This window comes from Myroides sp. NP-2 (assembly GCF_014145665.1).
Lineage (GTDB): Bacteria > Bacteroidota > Bacteroidia > Flavobacteriales > Flavobacteriaceae > Flavobacterium.
Map to the genome: position 1 here is coordinate 1 of NZ_JACHTD010000022.1, position 23,747 is coordinate 23,747.

20 protein-coding genes are annotated in these 23,747 nt (G+C 37.5%); 8 read left to right on the forward strand and 12 right to left on the reverse strand.

Annotated elements, in window-relative coordinates:
* Positions 1 to 353 precede the first annotated feature (353 nt).
* From H4K35_RS14835 to H4K35_RS14855, 5 genes are all read right to left on the reverse strand, one after another.
* Positions 354 to 635 (reverse strand): F0F1 ATP synthase subunit epsilon, encoded by a 282-nt coding sequence (locus H4K35_RS14835; protein ID WP_182628707.1) that lies wholly within the window; start codon positions 633 to 635, stop codon positions 354 to 356.
* A gap of 23 nt (positions 636 to 658) precedes the next feature.
* Positions 659 to 2,170, reverse strand: a complete 1,512-nt coding sequence (gene atpD / locus H4K35_RS14840) for a F0F1 ATP synthase subunit beta (protein WP_182628708.1) — start codon at positions 2,168 to 2,170, stop codon at positions 659 to 661.
* Between the two features lie 153 nt (positions 2,171 to 2,323).
* Positions 2,324 to 4,168 carry a glutamine--fructose-6-phosphate transaminase (isomerizing) gene (gene glmS / locus H4K35_RS14845; RefSeq protein ID WP_182628709.1) on the reverse strand — a complete coding sequence of 615 codons (1,845 nt, stop codon included), beginning with the start codon at positions 4,166 to 4,168 and terminating at the stop codon, positions 2,324 to 2,326.
* Between the two features lie 6 nt (positions 4,169 to 4,174).
* The gene (locus tag H4K35_RS14850; protein WP_182628710.1) at positions 4,175 to 5,836 is read right to left on the reverse strand and encodes a DUF4270 domain-containing protein; all 1,662 of its coding nucleotides are present in this window, start codon (positions 5,834 to 5,836) and stop codon (positions 4,175 to 4,177) included.
* 26 nt (positions 5,837 to 5,862) lie between these two features.
* Positions 5,863 to 6,666, reverse strand: a complete 804-nt coding sequence (locus H4K35_RS14855) for a glycogen/starch synthase (RefSeq protein WP_182628711.1) — start codon at positions 6,664 to 6,666, stop codon at positions 5,863 to 5,865.
* A 109-nt stretch (positions 6,667 to 6,775) separates the two neighbouring features.
* Between H4K35_RS14855 and panC the strand changes: the two genes are divergently transcribed.
* From panC to H4K35_RS14870, 3 genes are read left to right on the forward strand one after another with little or no spacing between them, the layout of a single operon-like run.
* Complete coding sequence (panC, locus tag H4K35_RS14860) at positions 6,776 to 7,624, forward strand: pantoate--beta-alanine ligase (protein WP_182628712.1); 849 nt, start codon at positions 6,776 to 6,778, stop codon at positions 7,622 to 7,624.
* Between the two features lie 11 nt (positions 7,625 to 7,635).
* Complete coding sequence (panD, locus tag H4K35_RS14865; protein WP_182628713.1) at positions 7,636 to 7,986, forward strand: aspartate 1-decarboxylase; 351 nt, start codon at positions 7,636 to 7,638, stop codon at positions 7,984 to 7,986.
* Between the two features lie 9 nt (positions 7,987 to 7,995).
* Entirely contained in the window at positions 7,996 to 8,961 is a 966-nt protein-coding gene (locus H4K35_RS14870; protein WP_182628714.1) for a lysylphosphatidylglycerol synthase transmembrane domain-containing protein, read from the forward strand.
* Between the two features lie 2 nt (positions 8,962 to 8,963).
* Here H4K35_RS14870 and H4K35_RS14875 read toward each other — a convergent pair whose 3' ends face one another.
* Entirely contained in the window at positions 8,964 to 11,315 is a 2,352-nt protein-coding gene (locus H4K35_RS14875) for a TonB-dependent receptor (RefSeq protein ID WP_182628715.1), read from the reverse strand.
* 175 nt (positions 11,316 to 11,490) lie between these two features.
* Between H4K35_RS14875 and H4K35_RS14880 the strand changes: the two genes are divergently transcribed.
* The 4 genes from H4K35_RS14880 to H4K35_RS14895 all read left to right on the forward strand — a co-directional run bounded on the left by H4K35_RS14880 (position 11,491) and on the right by H4K35_RS14895 (position 16,485).
* Positions 11,491 to 12,537: a sensor histidine kinase gene (locus tag H4K35_RS14880; RefSeq protein ID WP_182628716.1), complete on the forward strand. Its 1,047-nt coding sequence runs from the start codon at positions 11,491 to 11,493 to the stop codon at positions 12,535 to 12,537.
* Positions 12,534 to 13,262, forward strand: coding sequence for a LytTR family DNA-binding domain-containing protein (locus tag H4K35_RS14885; protein ID WP_182628717.1), 729 nt, complete (start codon positions 12,534 to 12,536; stop codon positions 13,260 to 13,262). Before H4K35_RS14880 ends, H4K35_RS14885 begins: the two co-directional genes overlap by 4 nt.
* Before the next feature lie 169 nt (positions 13,263 to 13,431).
* Positions 13,432 to 14,802, forward strand: a complete 1,371-nt coding sequence (radA, locus tag H4K35_RS14890; protein ID WP_182628718.1) for a DNA repair protein RadA — start codon at positions 13,432 to 13,434, stop codon at positions 14,800 to 14,802.
* 15 nt (positions 14,803 to 14,817) lie between these two features.
* On the forward strand, positions 14,818 to 16,485 hold the full coding sequence (locus tag H4K35_RS14895) for a DUF4139 domain-containing protein (protein ID WP_255492495.1): 1,668 nt from the start codon (positions 14,818 to 14,820) through the stop codon (positions 16,483 to 16,485).
* A 65-nt stretch (positions 16,486 to 16,550) separates the two neighbouring features.
* On the opposite strand, the gene H4K35_RS14900 is transcribed toward H4K35_RS14895, so the two are convergent.
* The 4 genes from H4K35_RS14900 to H4K35_RS14915 all read right to left on the reverse strand — a co-directional run bounded on the left by H4K35_RS14900 (position 16,551) and on the right by H4K35_RS14915 (position 20,814).
* A complete protein-coding gene (locus tag H4K35_RS14900; RefSeq protein ID WP_182628719.1) occupies positions 16,551 to 18,008 on the reverse strand; it encodes an oligosaccharide flippase family protein in 1,458 nt (485 codons plus the stop codon).
* Between the two features lie 24 nt (positions 18,009 to 18,032).
* Positions 18,033 to 18,791, reverse strand: a complete 759-nt coding sequence (locus H4K35_RS14905) for a DUF4163 domain-containing protein (protein ID WP_182628720.1) — start codon at positions 18,789 to 18,791, stop codon at positions 18,033 to 18,035.
* 200 nt (positions 18,792 to 18,991) lie between these two features.
* Entirely contained in the window at positions 18,992 to 19,462 is a 471-nt protein-coding gene (locus H4K35_RS14910; RefSeq protein WP_182628721.1) for an Lrp/AsnC family transcriptional regulator, read from the reverse strand.
* A 440-nt stretch (positions 19,463 to 19,902) separates the two neighbouring features.
* A complete protein-coding gene (locus H4K35_RS14915; RefSeq protein ID WP_182628722.1) occupies positions 19,903 to 20,814 on the reverse strand; it encodes a GNAT family N-acetyltransferase in 912 nt (303 codons plus the stop codon).
* A gap of 110 nt (positions 20,815 to 20,924) precedes the next feature.
* Here H4K35_RS14915 and H4K35_RS14920 point away from each other — a divergent pair, with 110 nt between their 5' ends.
* On the forward strand, positions 20,925 to 21,734 hold the full coding sequence (locus tag H4K35_RS14920; RefSeq protein WP_182628723.1) for an AraC family transcriptional regulator: 810 nt from the start codon (positions 20,925 to 20,927) through the stop codon (positions 21,732 to 21,734).
* A gap of 70 nt (positions 21,735 to 21,804) precedes the next feature.
* Here H4K35_RS14920 and H4K35_RS14925 read toward each other — a convergent pair whose 3' ends face one another.
* Together H4K35_RS14925 and H4K35_RS14930 are read right to left on the reverse strand one after the other, a co-directional pair.
* The gene (locus H4K35_RS14925) at positions 21,805 to 22,659 is read right to left on the reverse strand and encodes a hypothetical protein (protein WP_182628724.1); all 855 of its coding nucleotides are present in this window, start codon (positions 22,657 to 22,659) and stop codon (positions 21,805 to 21,807) included.
* 204 nt (positions 22,660 to 22,863) lie between these two features.
* Positions 22,864 to 23,736 carry a hypothetical protein gene (locus H4K35_RS14930; protein WP_182628725.1) on the reverse strand — a complete coding sequence of 291 codons (873 nt, stop codon included), beginning with the start codon at positions 23,734 to 23,736 and terminating at the stop codon, positions 22,864 to 22,866.
* Between the last annotated feature and the right edge of the window lie 11 nt (positions 23,737 to 23,747).

The following is a 23,747-nucleotide window of genomic DNA, read 5'->3' on the forward strand; positions in this document are numbered from 1 at the left end:
TTTACCTTTTGGTTGCTGTGGGTAATACTTAATTGAAGCCATAACGATATGATTTATATATACTGTAAATTTAGTTTTATCCAACCAATTATCCAACCATTTCTGAATTTTAATGTTTTTTGTTTTTTGCTAAAACACATAAAACCCTTATAAGTAAAGCTTTTTAGATGTATTTAGATGTAATAAGGTTTAACAAGAAACAATAGTTATTCTCCAAGAGGGGGAGCAGCAAAAAGCCTTACAAGATTTCTTGTAAGGCTTTTTTTGTTTATATGATTTGTGTACGTTGATATGGCATAAATAAAAAAGCCCGATTCGTAAGAATCGGGCTTTTTTTATCTGTTAGTAGCTACTTAATTAGCTAAAATAATAATCTTGTTATCACTTAATTCAACTGTACCCATTGTGATAGGCAAGTGGTAAGTATCGTTGCTAACTTTAACGAACTTTGAATTAAATGGTTCTTTAATAGAAATGTTACTTCCTGTAAACTTCACATTGCCTTTCGTTAATAAAGAAACGATAGCCGCGTGATTGTTTAGCATTTGAAACTCACCATTAACACCTGGAACCGATACAGAAGTAACTTCTCCAGCGAATAATGTAGCTTCAGGTGATACAATTTCTAATCTCATAATAGTTCTTTTTTAAGTGATTATTAAACTTCAGCAAGCATTTTCTCTCCAGCTGCAATCGCTTCTTCGATTGAACCTTTCAAGTTGAAAGCTGCTTCTGGTAAATGGTCTAATTCACCGTCAATAATCATATTGAATCCTTTGATTGTATCTTTGATGTCTACAAGAACTCCTGGGATACCTGTAAATTGTTCTGCAACGTGGAATGGTTGAGACAAGAAACGTTGAACACGACGTGCTCTGTGTACAGCCAATTTATCTTCTTCAGATAACTCTTCCATACCAAGGATCGCGATGATATCTTGTAATTCTTTATATTTCTGTAAGATTTCTTTTACTCGTTGTGCACAAGCGTAGTGTTCTTTTCCTAAGATTTCTGGAGATAAAATACGAGAAGTAGAATCCAATGGATCTACCGCAGGGTAAATACCTAACTCAGCAATCTTACGAGACAATACTGTAGTAGCATCTAAGTGGGCAAACGTTGTAGCCGGTGCCGGGTCAGTTAAGTCATCCGCAGGTACGTATACCGCTTGAACTGAAGTAATTGATCCTTTTGTTGTTGAAGTAATACGCTCTTGCATTGCACCCATTTCTGTTGCTAATGTCGGTTGGTATCCTACTGCAGATGGCATACGTCCTAATAAAGCTGATACCTCTGAACCTGCTTGTGTAAAACGGAAGATGTTGTCAACGAAGAAAAGTACGTCTTTTCCTTGGTCGTCTCCAGCACCGTCACGGAAGAACTCAGCAATTGTTAATCCAGATAATGCAACACGTGCACGTGCCCCTGGTGGTTCATTCATCTGACCGAATAAGAAAGTACATTTAGAATCTTTCATTAATTCGCGGTCTACTTTAGATAAATCCCATCCTCCATTTTCCATAGAGTGCATGAAATCATCACCATATTTAATAATACCAGACTCTAACATCTCGCGAAGTAAGTCATTTCCTTCACGTGTACGCTCTCCAACTCCTGCGAATACAGAAAGTCCACCGTGTCCTTTAGCGATATTGTTAATCAACTCCTGGATTAATACCGTTTTTCCTACTCCAGCTCCACCAAATAATCCAATTTTACCTCCTTTTGCGTAAGGCTCAATCAAGTCGATTACTTTAATTCCTGTGAATAATACTTCTGTCGATGTAGATAGATCTTCGAATTTTGGTGCAGGTCTGTGGATAGGTAACCCATTTTCTCCTGCTTTAGGTAAATTACCTAAACCATCAATAGCGTCACCAACAACATTAAACAATCTACCAAATACCTCTTTTCCGATTGGAACTTGGATAGGAGATCCTGTAGCAGCTACAGCGTAACCTCTACTTAATCCGTCTGTTGAGTCCATTGAAATTGTACGAACTGTATCTTCTCCAATGTGTGATTGTACTTCAAGTACTAATTTAGAACCATCTGGTTTAGTGATTTCTAATGAATCATAAATTTTTGGAAGTTCGGCATTCTCAGTGTTGAAGACTACATCAACTACTGGTCCGATAACTTGCGCAACTTTTCCTGTAACTTTAGACATTGCTTATGTATTTATTTAACAGCTATTTACGTTTAGTGAAAAAAACTACTTTTTCAGAGTGCAAAGATAGTTTTTTTCTCTGAATATGAAAATGATTAAAAATTTATTTATGTATAAAAAAATGCGAGCCCAAATAGGGGTCGCATTTTTATATTATTCAACGGTTACCGACTTCGCTAAATTACGAGGCTGGTCAACGTTACACTCTCTTAAAACCGCAATGTGGTAGGACAATAATTGTAGTGGAATGGTGGTTAAAATAGGAGTCAACGCTTCAGAAATACCTGGTACTTCAATCACGTGATCCGCTAATTCTCTCACTTGTTTGTCTCCTTTAGTAACAATAGCAATGATTTTTCCATTACGGGCCTTAATCTCTTGGATGTTACTTACTACTTTGTCATAGTACATTTGATCCGGCGCAATTACGATAACAGGCATGTGTTCGTCAATTAAGGCAATCGGTCCGTGTTTCATCTCTGCAGCAGGATATCCTTCTGCGTGTATGTATGATATTTCTTTTAGTTTTAACGCACCTTCAAGTGCTACAGGATAGTTGTATCCTCGTCCTAAATACAAGCAGTTTGTCGCGTCTTTGTACACTTCTGCTATCTTTAGTACGGCCTCGTTTTGAATTAAAGCTTCTTTTACGCGTTCTGGGATTAATTCTAATTCGTGAAGGTATTTTAAATACTCCGAATTAGATAAAGAACCTTTTGCTTTCGCTAAGCGTAAGGCAATTAATGTTAGTACGGTGATTTGTGTGGTAAATGCTTTTGTTGAAGCTACTCCAATTTCAGGTCCAGCATGGGTGTATGCACCCGCGTGTGTTTCTCTTGAAATAGAAGATCCCACTACATTACAAACGCCAAATACAAAGGCTCCTTTTGCTTTTGCTAATTTAATAGCAGCCAAGGTATCCGCTGTTTCACCAGATTGTGAAATAGCAATAATAACATCATCACTGTTGATAATCGGGTTTCTATATCTGAATTCAGAGGCGTATTCTACTTCAACTGAAATTCTCGCAAATTCCTCGATGACGTATTCGGCTACCAATCCTGCATGCCAAGACGTTCCACAAGCAACAATAATGATGCGCTTTGCGTTGAGGAATTTATCTAAATTATCCTCTATTCCTGCCATTTTTACCAAACCTAACTCTGGAAGTAATCGCCCTCTGAACGTATCAAGAATAACATCGGGTTGCTCGTATATCTCTTTCAACATGAAGTGATCGTACCCGTTTTTCTCAATTTGCTCTAGGTTTAATTGTAGCTCTTGTACATAGTGATCTACCAAAGAATCATCTTTGATTTTGCGGATGGTTAATGGCTTGTGTAGGCGAATAATAGCCATTTCTTCATCTTCTAAGTAAATAGCGTTATTCGTATATTCGATAAATGGAGACGCATCTGAAGTAATGAAGTATTCGTTTTCACCAATTCCAATTGCCAAAGGGCTACCTAATCGAGCCGCTACAATTTCATTGGGTTTTTTGATGTCCATTACAGCGATTGCATAGGCTCCTATAACTTGGTTTAAGGCGATTTGAACCGCTTTACCTAGTTTTACTTTTTGTGTCTTTTGTACATCCTCAATTAAGTTGATTAACACTTCTGTGTCTGTCTCAGAATGGAAGATATAACCGCGCTTAATGAGTTCTTGTTTTAGGGAATCATAATTTTCAATGATTCCATTGTGTATAATGACTAATTCTCCTGAATTTGAAAAATGTGGGTGAGAATTTACGTCATTCGGTACTCCGTGTGTCGCCCAACGGGTATGACCAATTCCGATTGTACCATTTTTTATTGCATCCGTAGCTTTTGCTTCTAAGTCAGCAACTTTTCCTTTTGTCTTGCAAAGATTAATCGTTTCTCCATCAAATACGGCCAACCCAGCACTGTCATAACCGCGGTATTCAAGTCTAGTTAGTCCTTTGATGATTACGGGGTATGCATCTCTATGCCCTATGTATCCAACGATTCCACACATAAATAATTAGTTTTTAGTTTTAGTATAAAAAATTTGCAGTGTCATTTTTTTGTCAGAACTAGTATTTGTTCCGTACAACACAGTTCCTAACGGCTGCATAGCTGATAAAGAAGGGATGTACGTTACGTTTTCAGGTGTGTTTTCTATTTCGGTTTTTAATTTACTGTTGACTCCCTTAGTTACGGTGTTGATAAGGAGGTCATTGTAGTTAAAAGTTGCAGCAATAGCCAATTTTGGACTTTTTAATTCTTTATTTTTCAGAATCGCTCGAATGTATTCCGTAATTCTGAATTTATAGGTGTTGCTTTTGACTTTGGTTTCTTCGTTTACAGGTTGGTAAATTCCTCCATAAACTAATTTGCTGTAAAGGGAATTAGCGGAATTATCGTTTAAGAAATCAGAAACTGGTGTTCCATTGTCATAGTTGTATAAGTACAAACGCTGTGGAATTTGATCTTTTGGCATTGCATCTACATCGACGTGAACAGTTAAGATTGCGTCATTGACAAGGATATCTAGTTCTCTTAATTTTTTCAACTCTTCAAAATCGTTTTTGCTGAAAAGATCAATAACAGCTACATTTCCTTCTCCTCCTTTGACGTATACCTTAGCATCTCCGGTTGTTTTATTTCCAACTTGATTGTGGTTGTTGCCTTCGTTTTGGTTTAAACTAACGTTGATGTTGTCTCCAAAAATAGTTGCTTCCTCACCAGCATTTGCTGCTTTTGAGAACGGTAATGTCGCCGTTAAATGTTGTTTTTTCTTTACTGGATTTCCTTCGTCATCAGTTTCTTCTACTTCTTGGTGGTATTTAATCACAATTTTACCAAGCGATAGGTTTAACAAGCCTAATGCACCTGTAGTGCCGTTTCCAGTTGCTTTGAAATACAACCCTCTAAAGAAGTTTTTGAATTGAGAAGGATCATTTAAGTTGACACCACTTGCGGCGAATTTTTGGAAATATTCTGCATTTAAATCCAGCCATAAACCAGGCGCTAATCGCTCTAATTCTACTGGTTTACCTGTTGTTTCATCTGAAACTACGTTGCCATTTTCATCTCTTTTGTAGAGGATGATATTCTCTTTTGTAAAGGTAAACTCTTTGTTTTGCTTGATGTTTTTTGAATCGTTTAAGAGCGTAGGTTTTTTGAACTGTTCGTATTGCGCTGCGGCGTCAGAGAAATAGTCCAAAGTCTTTCCTGTTCCAGGATTCACATCGTGCAAGTAATACCCGTTTTCGTATACTTCCAAGTTGAATGAGGCATCTCCGACTACGTTTAATAGTTTGTAATACGTTTTTTCGTTTTCTACTTTATCATACTGAGAGTAGTAGGGAATATAGACGTATACAGAGTCCATCACCGCATTGGGTTTCATCATATTAAAAGAGGTGGCAGAGGACAAAACTTGGGCTACAAAACTGCTGTTTGTTCTTCCGAATTCACCATTATCGAGGGAACCGAAAGGCATATTAGCTAAATTTTGGGTGCCCAACGCACCATAAGGTTGGGTATAAGCGGTAAGATCACTTACCTGATAGGTGTCGATATTTAAATTATTGTCTCCAATAATATCACCTCCAACTTCACTAAAATCTTTATCACATGATTGTAAACTAGCCACGCTTGCTAGGATTACTACTGTTTTTATGATGCTTTTGTAATTCATCTACTAAGTCGATATATGCGTTAGTATTATAAAAATTGATTGTAAAAAGTAGTATATGCTTCAGCAAATTCTTCTTTAGTAGCGTAAGGTAAGAAAGGTTTATTTGAAGATTGTATATATTTTGTTAAATCTGATGGGATGTTTTCAGAAGCTAAGATAACTCCGTCCGAATTTTTAACTGCATTAACCATTATGTTGTGGTAAGTTGCTTTTTCAAAATCTGCAATATCTTCTTTTGGCAAGTTGTCAAAGGCTACTTTATTGTGCATTGAGCTGCTTAATGTTCCTTCAAACCCTTCGTTAAACACAGAGGTAACTATTTTAGTATCAGCAAAAATAGCTTCGTCTTTGTAGTAATTCTTCAAATACGTAGGTAGTAAAGAAGCCATCCAACCTTGTACATGGATGATATCAGGCACCCAGTTCAGTTTTTTAATAGTCTCGATTACCCCTTTGGTAAAGAATATAGCTCTCTCGTCGTTGTCTGGGTATAATACACCGTCTTCATCGGAAAACGTTGATTTTCTTTTAAAGTATTCATCATTATCGATGAAGTAAACCTGAATTCTCTCTTTAGGAATAGAAGCCACTTTGATTATCAAAGGCATATCCATATCATTCACTACGAGATTCATCCCCGATAGGCGGATTACTTCGTGTAATTGGTGTCTTCTTTCATTGATGCTACCGTATTTCGGCATAAAAATTCTTATCTGCCCTCCCTGTTCATTAATCATTTTAGGCGCATCATAAGACATTAATGAAACTTCATTTTCTGCTAAATAAGGTACCACTTCAGATGATACGTACAATATCCTCTTATCTTTCATCTTCAAAAATAGTTTCTGTTGAAATAAATAAAACTGTGCAAATTTACGAAATTTTATGGAGTTATTTCTCGAATTAACTAATTTTGCCATTATTTAAAACAGGTAGTAGATGTTTCTTTTTCATACAAAAGTCGAATTACAAGCATATTTAGAGACTTTTCACAAGGCGAACCAATCCATTGGTTTAGTCCCTACAATGGGAGCAATACACAGCGGTCACCTTTCTTTGATGGAGCAATCTTTAGGAGAAAATGGGTGTACTGTAGTGAGTATTTTTGTCAATCCAACGCAGTTCAATAATGCGGAAGATTTGGCCAAATATCCTCGTACATTAGAGCGAGATTTAGCGATTATCCGCTCATTATCAGATCAAATTGTTGTTTTTTCGCCGGCAGTAGAGGAAATGTACGCCGAAGAAACGGTAGCCAAAAAGTTCGATTACGACGGATTAGAATTCGAAATGGAGGGGGCACAGCGTCCAGGTCATTTTGATGGCGTAGGCACGATAGTTAAAAAACTTTTTGAATTGGTTGAACCGACCAAAGCTTATTTTGGAGAGAAGGATTTTCAGCAGTTGCAGATCATTCGAAAACTAGTGGAAAAAGAAGAGCTCAACGTGGAAATTATAGGAGTTCCTATCTTTAGAGCAGCGGATGGACTAGCCATGAGTTCAAGAAATGAACGTATTTCAGCCCAAGGCTTGGAGCAATCGACGTTTTTATACCAGGTTTTAGTACAAGCACGGGAGTTGTTTAAAACACAAGAGATTGAAAAAGTTAATCAATTTGTTGAGTCTCAATTTAAAAATAATTCTACCTTTGACCTCGAATACTTTACAATTGCTGAGGAAGAAACACTAAAAGTGGCTAACTCAAAAGAGGAAGGACGCAAGTACAGAGGTTTTCTGGTTGCTCACATTGAAGGGGTTCGATTAATTGACAATTTATCTTTTAACTAAACTATCGCGAAATGCAAGTTGAAGTAGTAAAATCAAAAATTCATCGTGTAACCGTAACAGGTGCCGATTTACATTATATTGGAAGTATTACAATAGACGAAGCTTTATTGGAGGCTGCTAATATGATTGAAGGTGAAAAAGTTTCTATTGTGAACATCAACAATGGGGAGCGCTTTGAAACGTATGCTATTCCAGGGCCTAGAAACAGTGGGGAAATTACGTTAAATGGACCTGCTGCACGCAAAGTGCACCAAGGAGATATCGTGATCATTATTTCGTACGGAATAATGGATTTTGAAGAAGCTAAGACCTTTAGACCTGCTATTGTTTTTCCAAATGAGGAGAATAATAGCCTAACTTAATTTAGCATATTGAAGAAGACCGTTAATAAATTAATCCATATTCTACTCCCACTTGCGTTGGGAGTTTTTTTAGTTTATTACGCATTTTCAAAATTTACTCAAGAACAGATTGAAGAGATGTTGCTGCACTTTAAAGGAGCAAACTACAGGTATATCTTCATCGCTTCAATCTTTTCTGTTCTCAGTCTTTGGGCACGTGCCCATCGATGGAAGTATGCCTTGAACTATATGGGATATACTTCTTCTACAGCCACTAATTTTATGGCGATTAACATTGGGTACCTAATGAATTTAACCGTTCCCCGTTCGGGAGAGGTTTCTCGAGCGTTGGTGCTTCAAAAGTATCAGCAGATTCCCTTTGACAAGAGCTTTGGCAGTATTGTCTCTGAACGCGTGGTCGATTTAATTTGCCTGTTACTCTGCGTTTTTTCAGCGCTTATTTTGCAATATGACGTATTGGAACACTTTCTTTTGCGCTATGTTCCTGTTGAGCAATTGTTGAAGGTTGGCTTGCTTGCCCTCGTTGCTTTAGGCGTGTGTGTTGCTGCATTTATGTTGCTGACTTGGAAGCCTATTTTATTTGTGAAACGCAAACTAAAAGGACTCGTTGAAGGGGTAAACAGCATTTTTAAAATGCCTGCTAAACTGGGGTTTTTGTTTTATACCTTGCTCATTTGGATTGGGTATATCGCAACTTTTTTCTTTGGTACGTTGGCCTTAAATGAAACGAGTATATTGACTTTTCCCATGATTATGTCTGCCTTTGTTGCTGGTAGTTTTGCCGTTTCATTTACCAATGGCGGCTTCGGTGCATTTCCGTTAATTGTAGCCGAACTCTTGGTGCTCTACCACATCTCTCCTGTTGCAGGAACCGCCTTTGGTTGGATTTTGTGGACCACACAAACCGCTATTGTTGTCGTGTTAGGGGCTTTATCTTTCTTTGTATTACCGCTCTATCACACAAAAAAATCCTAAGACTACATTCTTCCTAGTTCTTCTTCATAGGCATTGGCTCTTTGTTTCACTCTCAAGGTACTATGTCCGAATTTATAATTTACCGAGAAGCGAACTGTGCGGTTGTCCCAATTGTTTTGAAAGCGCTGCATTGCTTCTGTTGTCTCTTTATAGGTAGAATACACGCTGTTTAACACATTGCTCAATTGAAGTGATAACTCTAATTTTTTATCCATTAAAAGATATTTCACGTTTAGGTTTAGATCCGCATAAGCTTTTGAATGGAAGTTGTTGGATACTCCTTTAAAGCTTTGGGTGTATTGAAAACCTGCAAAGAGAGTTTGGCGTAAGTTCAAAATAAAATCATTAGAAGTTGAAAAATATGCAGCTGTTCCTTTTACTTCTGCTTCATTTTCTAAAACAGGTTGTGCAGAAGAGTAGGTCAAGGTAAATTCATTCGAGCTATTCCACCACGGAGTTGGTTTAAAATAGAGACTTTCGGATAGTCCGATTTCTTTTACCTCTACGTAGTTCATCCATATGTAATTGTAGTGTTTTGTTTCTGCATTAATTTGAGAAACTTGTGAAATACCGTCTTTCATGTGGCTGTAGTACAGCTTGGACTCTATTTTTTTATAGGTGTGAATTAATTCTATATTTGTTGTATAGGCCGGCTTTAAAAACGGATTTCCTTCGTGATAGCTGTATGCGTTAATGGTAGAGCGCGTCGGGTTTAAACTCTCAAAATTTGGGCGATTAATTCGTCTTGCATAATTAAATCCCAAGGTTTGTTCTTCGTTTAATTGATAGTTGATATACAATGTAGGAAAGAATTTGACATAGTTATTTCTATTGGTTTGATCTAATGCGGCAGCATATCCTTTCGTTTGTGTGGCTTCTACTCGTAAACCCGCTTGAAGGGTCAAGGCCTCTGACCATGTTTTGGTTCCCGACACATAAAAGGCTTGGTTGTTCTCGCGGTAATCGAATTGATTTTTTTGTATTCCAGTAGGAAGAGTTGAATTGTAAATATGCAATTTGTTTTTCGTCTTTGAAGTGGCAATTTTAGCTCCTACATTAAGGGTAACCCCTGAAAAAGGAAGGTCTAGATCTAGTTTTCCAATGTAATTATCAATTGTGTTTTGATTGTCATTTCCTCCTTCAATAAAGCTTTTAGGGATTGGTTGATACAATGGATCGAGTGTCTCAGAAGTGAAATTGCGATAACTCGGCTGATTACCACTAATGTAGTCTAAGTCCAAGCTTATTTTTTTTCCTAAGGTATCTAGTTTAATTTCATTGAAATAGGATAGTATAAAACGATCGGATTTGGATTGTTCATTGGAGTCTTCAGTAATAAAGGAATGAATTCCTTTGGATTGGAAACGCGCGTTTTTCCCCTCCATGATTCCCTTGAAATCGTAGTTGTTATTGGCTAATTTAATTCCCATTTCCCAATTTTTACTCCATTGGTATGAGAGGTCTAAATTGAGGTTGTAATATTTGTTTTTCCCATCTGTGGTGGCACGGTTTTCCCAAGTTTCATCGGTATAGAATAAGTCATTGCTCCATGTACGAAGAAAACGCGCATCGCCAAAATTCGCTGTTGCTTTAGCCTTCCAACTTTTTTGGTTCAAGTTAAATCCTGCATTGTAGCGCAATGTATTTCGCTTGCTGCGTTGATATGTAGAACCTAAGGTTGCATTCCACGTGTCTTTCGGTGTTTTTTTGGTAATGATATTGATAATTCCGCTGTTTCCTTCTGCCTCATATTTAGCGGGAGGTGTGGTCATCACTTCAATGCTCTTTACATCCGAACTATTGATGCTTTCTAAAAATCGAAGGAGCTCATCGCCAGATAAATACGTTGGGCGATCGTCAAGTAGAACTAAGACTTGATTTTTACCTATTATCGAAATGCTGGAGGGAGAAACCTGTACTCCAGGAGTTACCTTTAAGGCTTCTAAGACATTGCCTCCTGTTCCGATTACGGCAGATTCTAAATTAAAAACTAAGCGATCAATTTTTCGTTCTACCAAACGTTTTTGAGCGACAATTTGTACTTCTTCTAAGAGTTTTGTTTCCTCCAGAGTAATCTTGCCTAGGTCGATATCATGTGTGAGGTCAAGATCCACCTGATAGATTTCTTGGTTGTATTGATACAGCGCCAATTGGTAAAAAGCTGGAACAACGGAAAGGACAAAGGTTCCTTGATCCTGGGTATAGGTTTGGACAACGGCTTGCGATGTCTTGTCGGTTAAGCGAATTTCAGTGAATTCGGTGGGGCGTTCTCCTTCGTAAATCTGACCTTTTACCTGAACAGTCTGACCGAATGAATAAAGAGAAACCAAAAAAAAGAGTAGGCTATACTTCATGATTATGTGTTTGAAGCAAAGATGCGAATGCATCTGTGTCCTCCTATTTTTTTTCGACCAACGTCCTCTTTTTTCCGATGTGATGTTCGTCGGATATTTGGTGGTGTTGGTCGAAGTTTGTCACGTGGTTTTGATTTTAGCCTTACCTTTAAAGCGTGTATTTAGCAAAAATATTATGACAAAGAAGCAAATTTGGATTATTCATATCGTTTTCTGGCTCATTTTTATTGTCCGCAGTTCGACGTACTTTAATTATGATAATTTGCAGTTTGAACTCGCATTTTGGGGAGATGCAGCTGAGAAAAAAGTATTTCGTTACTATCCGCTGTTGTTTACCTTCTTGAGTAGCGTAGTTTTTTATTTGAATTATTTATATGTGATTCCAAAATTCATCGGGTCAAAGAAGTTGTGGCGCATTGTTTTGGGGATTATCTTCATCTATTCTGTTTTTATCGGATTGCGTTATTTTATAGAGGAATATTTATTGTTTGTGTTTTTTGGTTTTACCAATTATAACCCCATGCTGCCGACGTCTTTCTATATTGTAGACAATCTTTATTTTGCCAGCTTGAGCATTGTTCCTTCCATTACTATTTGGGTTGTTGTTCAATTTGTTCAATCGCAAAAAGAAAAAACAGAAGCATTAAAATTGAAGACAGAAGCAGAAATTAACTTTCTTAAATCTCAAGTTAATCCGCATTTTATCTTTAATACCATGAACAATATTTATTATTTGGTGTACCAAAAATCGGATTTAGCTTTACCTGCTATTGAGAAATTAAGTCATTTGATGCGGTATATCACCTATGAAAGTCAAGAGAAATGGGTATCACTTGAAGCAGAGTGGGATTATATTACGAACTATGTGGAATTGGAGTGTATGCGTATTAATGGAAAACACTTTATTGTTTTAGAAAAGACAATTGAACAACCTCTGCTGCAATTACCTCCGCTTTTGTTGCTCCCTTTTGTTGAAAATGCTTTTAAACACGGTGAAATTACCGATGAGAATTATCCACTGCAAATCCGCATTGTTCAGCAAGAAGGGAAATTGATTTTCGAGACAAGCAACAAAATAAACCAGTATCAAAAAGATAAACAACAGGGGATAGGAGTTGAAAATATCAAAAGACGTCTCGCTTTGCAGTATCCCCAACGGCATACCTTGACTATTACACAAACGGAAACTACGTATTTTTGTAACTTAACGATTGAATTATGAATCCCATTCGCTGTTTTATCCTAGATGACGAGCCTTTGGCAATTTCATTGCTGACGGAATACACCAAAAAAATACCGCAATTGGAATTGGTTGGTTCGAGTACTTCTACCTTTGATGCATTGAAAATAGTGGAAGAAAATGCCATTGATTTGTTGTTTATCGATATCCAAATGCCTGAGCTAACAGGCTTGCAAATCATGGATATCTTAGGTAATCAGACCAAGTATATTGTGACTTCAGCCTATAGTGAGTATGCCTTAAAAGGCTATGAGTATCAAGTGTTGGATTATTTGCTTAAACCTATTTCCTTTGAGCGTTTTTACAAGAGTATTCAGAAGGCAAAAATGCATTTTCAACCGATCGAGCAACCCCTGATTCCCCCTGCTTTAGCTCCGCAAGTAAAGGAAGAATCCGATTTTTTATTTGTCAAAACTGACGGAAAATTGGTCAAGATATTTTTTAAAGAATTGCTCTTTGTCGAAGGATTGAAAGATTATTTGTGTTTACATTTAAAAACAGAAAAAATAATTATTCTCGATACGTTTCTCGAATTAGAAAAGAAATTGCCGATGGGATATTTTATGCGGGTTCATCGCTCTTATATTGTGCGTTTGGATCAGATTGATACCATTGAGCGCAATCGAATTTTTGTAAAAGATAAAATCATACCTATTGGTAAAACCTATGTGGATGATTTTCAACAATGGGTGCAGACACATCATTAAAAAAACCGCGGTAAAAAATACTTAACAGGAGGTATTTCCCTCCACACTCCGTATTTATCTCCATTTGATGGTAAGAAAATACTAGGATGTTTCATAACTATAAACAAGGAATCCATATTTGGGTATTTAATCGTAAATTTGATATTTAAAAATTTAAGTATACGGTTGTATGGCAAAGGTAAAGACTGCTTTTTTCTGTCAAAGTTGTGGGGCTCAAACGCCTAAATGGATGGGGCAATGTCCCACGTGTAAGGAATGGAATACACTAGTAGAAGAAGTAATCCAAAAAGAAGAGAAAACAGCATGGAAGGCGGTTAGTACCACTGCTTCCACAACAAAACGCATTGCAAAACCCTTGCGTGTGAGTGAGATCGACAGTGCAGAAGAGATTCGCATGAATACGCTGGACGGTGAATTGAATCGCGTTTTAGGAGGGGGGCTTGTACCTGGGTCGATGGTACTACTAGGAGGAGAACCTGGCATTGGAAAAAGTACCTTGCTCCTACAAATTTCTCTTCGCTTGCCGTATAAGGTACTCTATGTTTCTGGAGAAGAAAGTCAGAAACAAATCAAGATGCGCGCTGAACGCATCAATCCCAATAACGAAAATTGTTATATATTAACTGAAACCAATACCCAAAATATCTTTCGTCAGATTGAAGAAATTCAACCCGATGTGTTGATTATTGACTCCATTCAAACCCTGCATACGGATTATATCGAATCCTCTGCTGGAACCGTTTCTCAAATCAAAGAAACTACGGCGGAGTTAACCAAATTTGCCAAAGAAACGGGAACACCTGTTTTAATTATTGGTCATATCACTAAAGATGGAAGTATTGCAGGCCCAAAAATGTTAGAACACATGGTAGATACCGTTTTGCAGTTCGAGGGCGATCGCAATCACGTGTATCGTATTTTGCGCGCGAATAAAAACCGCTTTGGATCAACGGCCGAATTAGGTATTTACGAAATGCAAGGCAGTGGGTTGCGCGAAGTGTCTAATCCATCCGAAATTTTAATTTCCCACAAAGATGAAGAGTTGTCGGGAACGGCAATTGCAGCCACTTTAGAAGGGATGCGTCCGCTCATGGTGGAAGTGCAATCGCTAGTGAGTACTGCTGTTTACGGAACCCCTCAACGCAGTGCAACGGGCTATAACCTCAAGCGATTGAATATGTTATTGGCGGTGCTAGAAAAACGTGCGGGATTCCGCTTAGGACAAAAAGACGTCTTTTTAAATATAACAGGAGGTATCACGGTAGATGATCCTGCGATTGATTTAGGTGTGGTCGCAGCTATTTTATCTTCCGATCAAGATATTTCCATTCAAAAAGGAGTAACCTTTGCTGGAGAAGTCGGCCTTTCAGGGGAAATCAGACCGATAAACCGCGTGGATCAACGCATTCAAGAAGCCGAAAAGTTGGGGTTTTCGGAAATACTCGTTTCCAAGTACAACAAGATATCCTACCATGGAACGGGAATAAAAGTAATTGTAGTAACGAAAATTGAAGATGTTGTCGAACATCTTTTTGGATAAAAATTGAAAAAAAGCATGATGAGAAAAGGAATTGTTTTAGCAATGGCACTGAGTGTTGTTGCTGTGTGGGCACAAAAGCCCGTGTACACAAAAGCGAATTTAGAAAGCGCACGGGTGTATTACGACGGAGCAGAATTAACACAAAATACCCAAGTCACCTTACCCAAAGGATTATCGGAAGTTGTGATTACCAATGTGTCCGATCAATTGATGGAAAATACCATCAAAGTAGGGTCGATTAATGACGTAACAGTCATGTCCGTGCAGTTTTCCAATGCGTATATTGAAGAGTATGACAATGTGAATAACTCCCCTTTGATGAAACCCTTGCGCGATAGTATTGCGGCAGTGGAATTTCAGTTGGAGAAAATAACCAATGCAATTAATGCGGATACGCAGACTATTAATCTATTGGATCGCACCAGTACGAGTCAATCCTTTGCTAATTTCGGTTTTACCGATGTAACCAAATGGGTAGAGTATTACGGAAAAAAACGTCAAGAAGTACAAAATGCCTTATTTGTAAAGAAAAAGGAAAAGGAAGTCATTGAGACCAAGTGGAATGATTTAAAAGGACAATTAACACTAGGTGGGGATAAAACAGAACGCGTAAGTCGAGGAAAGTTGATTGTACAAGTGATGAGTGCAAAAGAGGGGAATGTTCCCTTCCGCATTAATTATGCTACCAATAGCGCACAATGGGTCCCTTCTTATGATTTGCGTATAGAAAAGGTGAACGCGCCTATTAAAATGATGTATAAGGCTCAAGTGGTTCAAACTTCAGGAATCGATTGGCGCAATGTGCGTTTGAGCTTGACATCTGGAAAATTAAACCAAAATTATACGCTTCCAACGTGGAAGACGTGGTTTGTAGAGTATGAAAAACAAAATGAAGTGGTTGTTACAGGGTATGGCTCGTTATCTAAACGCGCAATAACTGGATCTGTTGCGAGAATCTCAGAAAATGCAATAACCTCTTACGATAGCTATGAATCGATCGCTCCAGCACTTGAAGATGTTTCATACGAAGATAGAAAGACTCTTGCAGAGTATACAACGGTAAGTGAAAGTGAATTGAACGTAACTTTTGACATTGCCATTCCGTATTCGATTTTGAGTAATGGCAAACGCCACAGTGTGGACTTGAATACGTTTACTATTAGTGGGGAGTACAGGTTTTATGCTGCACCGAAACTCGACGCCAATGCATATTTAGTAGCAGAGATTAAAGACTATGGTAAACACAACTTATTACCTGGACAAGCGAATGTGATTTACGATGGTATGAATATCGGACAAACGTATTTATCTACAGAAAATACAGAAGAAAAACTGCGCCTAAACATCGGTAAAGATCCTAATATTTCCATTAGCCGTACGTTAATTTCGGATAAGTCAGGAACGAAAACGTTATCGTCCAAGAAGGAACAGACCTTTACGTATGAGATTACTGTCAAAAACAGCAAAAAAGAAGCGGTTACGGTTCAAGTAGAAGATCAATATCCAATCAGTACGGATAATTCTATTGAAATTGTGTTAGATGAATCGCCAAAAGGAATAGTGAATGAGGAGAAAGGGTTGGTGACTTGGGAGGTTCAATTGCAACCGAATGAAGTGAAAAAAGTACGCCTGAGTTATACGATGAAGTATAGTAAAGATAAAAATATACAAACCTCTTATTAGTAAGAAGAAATAAAAAAGCCACGCTTAGCGTGGCTTTTTTATTGGTGATTGTACAATCTGTTTTTTTATTTTTTAAGCATTCGTTTCAGCGTATTTTTTTCTTGGCTGTATACCATCAATCCAAAAAGGACAATTGCGATCAAGCCAACGAGGTAGTTTTCTCTGAAGTGATAAAAATAAACATACGACAAGAGAATAGACAGTCCCATATATAAACCAATGGCTTTTTTATCATAGGGGATAGGGTAATACTTTTGACCTAACAAATAGGAAACGACCATCATGGATCCATAGGCGAGCAAGGTAGCAATTGCCGAACCCATATAACCCCAAATAGGGATCAAGAGGTAGTTGAAGATCAAAGTCAGTACAGCTCCAAAAATGGAAATATAAGCCCCCATACTGGTTTTGTCACGCAATTTATACCAAACGGATAGGTTGGTGTAAATCCCCATACATAGGTTTGCTAAGATAATTAAGGGCACGACAATCATCGCATCCCAATAGCTCTCATTGCGAATAAATAACACCTTTAAAACGTCAGAAAAGACAACAACCCCCAGCATAATCGCACTTCCCATTAAGATGAAGTATTTGGTTACGGTGGCGTATTTCGTTGGAGCATCGTCATTTTTGGCGTAGTTAAAAAAGAAAGGCTCAATCCCCAAGGTATAGGCTTGTCTAAAGAGTACCATAAACAGCCCTAATTTATAACAAGCAGCATATTTCCCAACTTCTGCAGAAGCAATATCCGCAGGCAATAAACGCTGTAGGAGTATTTTGTCAAAGCTCTCGTTAATAGCAAAGGCCAATCCGGCCACCATAACGGGGAAACTATAGCGCAACATTTGTTGCAATAGTTCTTTGTTGATTTTGAAGTGGAGTTGCAAATAGTTCTTAGTAAAGACCAAAAACGTCGCTGCACTTGCTACTAGATTGGCAATGAATATATATTCTACCTGAAAGTTTTCCACATACATCGATGCAAAAACAGAGGAAGGGTTATTTGTCGCTAATAAAGGCAAGAAATAGAGGAAGAATACATTCAACAAGGAGTAAATACAAACATTACCAATGCGAATGGCGCTGTAGTACATCGGTCGTTGATCTGCGCGTAATTTGGCAAATGGAACAATAACCAAGGCATCTAAGATCAGAATCCATAAAACGTATTGCACCAAGTTGGTAGGAATCTTTAGGAGATTCGCCCAAAAGTCGAGCAAGAAAAATCCGACTAACCCAAAGATTAAGGTGGTACCGCTGAGAAACAACATACTGTTATTGATGACCTCTTGTTTGTTATCTCGGGTATTGTAAAACCTAAAAAACGCCGTTTCCATTCCGAAAGACAAGACAACATTCAACAGCATCATGATCGAAAAAATCACGCTGTACTCACCATAGGCGTCATTTTTCATCAAGTCCGTGTGAAACGGAACTAAAAAGAAACCAATTACTTTTGGAAAAACAGCAGCCAATCCATAGATGGCTGTTTGTTGGAAAATTTTTTTATAAATACTCACGGTGTCGAGCGTTAAGGATCAAGCTTATTTTTCTGTTGTCTTGGGGTCGAGGTTTATTTTTAAGAAAGGGAGAATACTCGCTTTTGGGAAGTCAATTTTCGTCGGACCATTGTATTGCGCATCGTCATCAACGGCATTGTATAGAAATCCAACCATGTCTTCGTAAAAGAAAATACTCTCAGGATATTCCAATTGGTTGTTGCTGGTCCAGATGTCCATTTTGTCTTTGAGCTGTAGTGCCATTAACTTCTGTAATTCCTCCCAATTGCCAATCAAATCCTCTACTTTATATTGTTCCCCAGTCTTGGGATTGAAGTTCATCGCCACTTCACTTTTAAACCCATAGGCCCCTCCTGCAAAGGTATAATACTCCAAAGCAATCGAAAGTAAATCTTCGTTATAAAAGGTAATATCACCTTCTATTTCCGCTTTCCAAGGCAGGGTCTCGTCTGGATATTTTGCTTTGAATGCATCGTAATTGGCAATGTAATTGGCTGTTAACTCATCCAAATTTTTACTGCTTGCCGTTCTATCATCTACCGCAATGATGTTGTCAATTTTAGCAATAAGCTGTTGGTTGATTTTTGTTGCAACCTCGTTTGATTCATTGGTGATCACCGGAACGCTCAACTTAATTCTCGTGCACTCATCGTCAATACAGTTGTCAGAAGATTGTACAAAATCCTTTTGCTCAAATTGTAAAATATCTTCGGCATTTTTATTAGTACTGTTACAACTAACACTAAGCGCTAGTAGTAAAAATAAATAAATGTAATGTTTCATAGCTTCCTTTTCTTACAAAACTAAGAATTAATGTACTGAAAACGAATAAAATTTGCAGTATGCTTTGGTTTTTTTATTTCTAATGGAAGAAAAAATGGACGCCAAGCATGAAAAAGCCTGCTGTATATCACCCGGATGTGAGCCAAGTGATTAGCCACCTATAATCGTGCAATAAAAGAGGCATAGCAAAGGGGGGCGATTTATAATAGGCTGATCTTAATGTTGTGGTCATTCTTAATTTCGCGCATAACAAAAGAACTATGCGTACTACCAATGCTGTCGACCATAGCCAATTTGTTAAATACAAAATCTTGATAGTGACGCATATCATTGGCGTACACTTTCAGTAAAAAGTCGTATTCCCCTGATATATTATAACATTCAACTACTTCTTCAATGTTTAGGATGTCTTCAATAAATTTATTGTTAATCACGCGTTCGTGTTGTTTGAGTTTAATATTGCAAAAAACAACAAAGCCACGGTTTAATTTTTCGGCATCAATCAAGGCGATATATCCTTTGATGAACCCTTCTTGTTCTAAGCGTTTTACTCGTTCAAAAACAGGAGTAGAAGATAGATTTACTTGTTGGGCGAGTTCTTTAGTAGTTACATTCGAATTCTCTGATAATAAGTTGAGTAGCTTTAAATCTATTTCGTCTAAGTTATGCATGATTAGCTGTTTATTATAAGTACTGTAGTACAAAGGTATACGAAAACTAATACGATTGATAAAAAGTACAACAGGATTTGCAAGAAGAAAGCAAAAAAGGGGTTGTTTTTCCTTTATTAAATAACACAAATAACTGTTATTCAGTTGTTTGTTTAGTTTTGTTTTAGTGTTGTTCGGGTCTTCTTCGATAAACCTTCGTATTTACGGGGGTTTAAGCCCGATTTACCGAAGCTGACTCGAACATGACTCGAACAAGACCCGAACAAAACCCAACCTCCTTTATCGATTTACTGCAAGAAACGAAGCACTTCTTTTTCGTCTACATTCATGTAAAAACAAAAATCTGCGCGATCGGGGATCCGTGCGATTGGGACAAACAATAAAAAACCCCGTCTAAAAAAGGCGGGATTTTGTATTTTAGGCTTTTTAGCCCCCCTCTTTTACGTATGAGAAAGTAAAGGAATCATCGTGGGTTGTTCTTCAAAGTAGGTTATAAGTGCAGGACTGACGAAAAGTGTGAGGTCCTCTTCTTTGTACGGATTATAGGTGTAACCTGTATCTATAGGTGTATATCCTAAGACCACCCGGTTGGTTTGTGCATCAGCTAAGGCGTTAAACGCTTGATCTACTAGGTTGTCTTTTAGGTAATAGGCTTGGTAGATCATGAGATCATCCTTTTCATGCTGGGCAATTAAAAGCGTGTCTAGTTCCGGAATAAGGTAGATGGATTCCGCATATCCAAATGCTGGATTGGCATAGCAGTAAAAGTGAGCCAAACCATAGCTATGGGTATCAAAGCGACAGCCTGTGTGACCATTTTTTAGGTAGTGCTGAAAACAATGTAAATCAGTGATATCAGTTAAATCTAATCGTTGGACGGTATGCGTAGTGGGCTGTTTACAGAACGCTTTACTTGCCTGATGTTCAAGTACAGCATAAAAATCGAATTTGGGATAAAATTCCAAGACGGTGTCATTGGCAAATAAGAAATAGCCATCGAGTTTATCGTTGTAAGACTCAAAAATTGACTCCATTAAAAAACGCGAAAGCCCTTGTTTGGTATGGCTAGGTAAGGTCATCACCGTCCCCAATTGCCCCAAATGCAAGCGTTGATCAGCGGTATAGGTTGTAAACAAACTCAAGGTGGTATGTGCAACAAGCTGTTCTCCTTCAAAAAGAGAGAAGAGGATACAGTTATCGTCCCAGTAACCTGATTGATAGTAGGGCTCAAAGGTGAATTCCCAAAAATCAAAGGTCATGGCATTAAAGGCCTGGCGCATGCGTTCATTGGCTTGATACGCGATGTGCAAAGTGTATGTTTTGTTGTTTAGTGTCAGTTGTTTCGTCTGCATTATTCATCTTTATTAAAATGCAAAGTACTAGTATTCAATTGAAAGGTTGGTTGTTTATTTGAAACAAATAATGTGCAAAAGGTTATATTTGTAGATAAAATAACGATTGCATGAGTACAATTCAAGTAATAAAGGCTAGTAGACTGTTTCGTCAGGATGATGTAGATCGAGGTGAAGTAGAGGGGCAAATCGTGCTATCGTATTGCATGGGCGGATCAGCAACCGTTCTAGTCAATGCAAAGACGTGCCACTTGTCAAAAGGGAGTGTACTAACGCTTTTACCCCAGTCATTAGTTGTTGTACAACAAGACAGTGCGGATCTAGCATTTATTCATCTTGTTTTTGATTTTCACACCCTGAATGAGCTGATGCTACCAACCAATTACAATTTTTTGAATGTCTTGGTTGAACAGCCCCATGTGAGGTTACAGGAAGCCGATGTACTTCTTTTTGAACAGTATATGCAGCTCTTTCAACAACAAGCTTCCCTCTTGTCTATTTTTCAGGACGATGCTTTGCGCTATCTCTTGTATTCGTTTATTGCACAGATTAATCGCGTGTATCAACAAGAGGAGGAAGCGATGCAACCCAGTACGAGAAAAGATGCGATTGTCTTTCAGTTTTACAACTTATTGCATCAGTATTACCTCGTGGAAAAGTCAGTGGGATTTTATGCAGACCAACTGAAGTTAAGCCCGAAGTACTTAACCACGTTAATTCGCCAACGTACAGGTACATCCATTTCGAAAGTAATCATTGAAATGGTGTTAATCAAAGCGAAAAATTACATAGTAGCGACGGATTTACCGATCTATCAAATCGCGGAGCAATTGCATTTTGCTGATTCTACAACGTTTTGTCGCTATTTTAAGAAATATGTAGGGATGAGCCCATTAGACTATCGACAGGCGCATCGATGAAAATAAAGGGAAATAAAAAACCGATGAACAGTATGGGATCATCGGTTTTAAAGGAAACGGAAATTGCGACTTACGATTTCGTCTCTTCTATTTTGATTTCTTTGACCGTATAAGAATAGGTGATTTCTGATGCTAGATATTTAAGGCCGTCTTCTGGTTTGTAATAGATACTAGCTTTCGTTGGTAAATCACCTTCGTTATAGGTATATTCGATTGTAAAGTTACCCAACTTTGTTATATTGTTCGGAAAGTGATAGCTATAAGGAAGGATAGACTTATATCTTAAAAGATCTAGGGTTAGATCATAAGGTAGCTGACCAAATGGATTTTGTTTATTGTCATGAGCCACCTTTAGGTTCTCGCCATTAAGTTTAATGTTATTGATTTTGTTTGCCTTGTCATAGCTGAAATCTGCTAATAGAAACAAGCCTTGAGCATCACTTTTAATCAATTGTTCTTTTGCATTATAGGTGAATATACTTTCAAAACTGAAATTTTGTCTTGGCAACTTATAGTAAGCTGAAGTGAGTATGCCTTTATTGTATAAGTAAGCATTTTCTGCAATTAGCCTTGTATCATTACCAATGGCAAAATAATTAAGCTTTCCTTCCTGATTGAGTTTGTGCTCCATTTTGAATGATTCAGAACTTGTGTTTTCATTGCCTTCATAATTTTTGATGGTATAGATGATAAAGTTGAAACTGGAGTCTTCCTTATAGTTAAAATCAAAAAGATTGACTGATCGGATAACTGGTTCCTCAGTATTAGTATCAGCGGGATTATAAAAATCTACATGATGAATCTTGCTGATAGAATACATAGAAGTTGCAGGTGGTGAAGGATTAGTTGAGCTATCGTCTGAGCTACAACTAGCAAATAGAAGTACTACACTAGTGATGAGTGCTGAAGTAACTAATTTTTTCATGGATATGTTTTTGTTATTTTAACTAAAATAGAATAAATGAAAGAATATAAAAAATAAATTAACTCTATTTGATTTTTGTTTTTATTTAAAATATCGATAATTTTTTTATGCTGAGTCGAGAAATATAGCGAATTAGTTTTACATAATAAAAAAACCGATGAACAGTATGGGATCATCGGTTTTGATCGATACGTAAAAGGCGACTTATATATTCGTTAGTTCTATTTTAGTCTCTTTCATTTTGTAGGTGAAATAAATTTCAAAATCAACAATTTTCTCTTCTTGATCCAGAGTGTAGTACACTGCTTTTGTAGGAAGATCGTCCGTGTTGTATGTAAAATCAACATGCAGTGTTTCACCTCCTAAAGTAATTGAAGTAACATTATTCTCAAAGTGATAGGTATAAGGAAGAATCATGTTGAAATTGATCAATATACTTGATAAATCAAATGGTAAAGTGTAGAAAGGTGATTTTTTATCGTCATAGGTAAAAACAATGTTCTGCCCATTGAATTTCATTTTATCGATTTGATTTTTGGCGTTATACTTATAATCGATGAGCAAGTTTGCTTCCAAGGCCTCGTTCAAAATTAGTTGATTCTTGTCGTTATAGCTAAGCTGACTCGTAAAACTACCGCCTCTAGAGTTGAGGTTATAGGTTATAGCATGTAGTTGGTCATTCTGGTAATGGTAGACGTAATTATCTACCACAGCTCCATCCTCTTTAATCTCCCAAAGTTGTAAGCGAGCTTGTTGGTCAAAGGTTGGTTGTAGGTTTAAGTTTTGTTGTTGTACGACCACTTGATTTTTGTACACCATATCAGTATAGTTGATGTGTTGCAACTTGAAATCAGCATCATACAAAAAGTTGTAGGCTATATCGATAGCTTTATCTTGTGGATTACCCTCTCTAGTTGTATCAGGTTCCTCGTAAAAGTATTGTTTGATTTCACTTATGTAGGGCGTTTTTTCAATGTAATACTTAGGTGGTGGAGGGGTAGTGGAATCGTCCGAACTACAGTTGAACAAGAATAAGCTCAAGGAAGCAAATAGAATTGGTTTAATAGTGTTTTTCATGGTTGATATTT